At 75.6% G+C, this 786-nt stretch carries 1 protein-coding gene; it reads right to left on the bottom strand.

Annotated elements, in window-relative coordinates; genetic code table 11:
- The coding region (locus FV228_RS31350; RefSeq protein WP_187277993.1) for an autotransporter-associated beta strand repeat-containing protein at positions 1 to 786 on the bottom strand (786 nt) is incomplete at both ends.

Below are 786 nucleotides of genomic sequence, written 5' to 3'. Positions count from 1 at the left end.
GCGCCAGGGTGAGGCTGCCGGCGACGCGGATCAGGCCGAGTGCGCCCGGGGCGGCGCCGGGGCTGAGCACGCTGCCGGCGCCGAGGCTCACGGTGCCGAACCAGCCGTCGCCGGTGAGCCGGCTGCCGGAACCGAACGTGAGCGCGGCGTTGGGCAGGGCGCCGGTGACCGCGAGGTCGCCGCCGAGGATGCTGATCGGCCCGGAGAAGGTGTTGAGCCCGGACAGGGTCAGGGTGCCGGCGCCGACCTTGGTCAGGCTGGTCGGGCTGGCGCCGTCGACGATCTGCCCGGCATAGTCGGACGCGCTGCCGTCGGTGCCGACCGTGAGCCGGCCGTTGCCCAGCGTGGCGGTGGCGGTGGTGCCGGTGAGCGAGCCGACGGTGAGCGCGGTGCCGCCGAGGTCGAACGCGCCGTCGTTGGCGAGCCGGGTGATGCCGGTGGTGGGGCCGGTCAGCGCGATGACGCCACTCGGGGCGTTGCTCACCGGCCCGGCGAGCACGCCGGCGGCCTGGACGGCGCCGGTGTTGGTGAGGCCGCCGGTGAGGCTGCCGGTGGTGACCAGGGTGCCGGCGTTGACGAACGGGGCCGAGACGGTGGTGAAGGTGCCGGTGTTGATCAGGGTGCCGCCCGGGGCGTTGACCGCGTCGGCGGTGTAGGCGCCGGCGTTGACCAGGCGGCCGGTGTTGAGGAGGTCATCGACGACGCTGCCCTGGGCCGCGATGGTGAGCAGGCCGGCATTGGCGACGCGGCCGGCGACGAGGCGGCCGCCGTCGGCGATCGCGACGG

Source organism: Methylobacterium sp. WL18 (assembly GCF_008040015.1).
GTDB lineage: Bacteria > Pseudomonadota > Alphaproteobacteria > Rhizobiales > Beijerinckiaceae > Methylobacterium > Methylobacterium mesophilicum.
The sequence above is the reverse complement of the archived record's forward strand: the minus strand, read 5'-3'. Positions and strand labels throughout refer to the sequence as shown.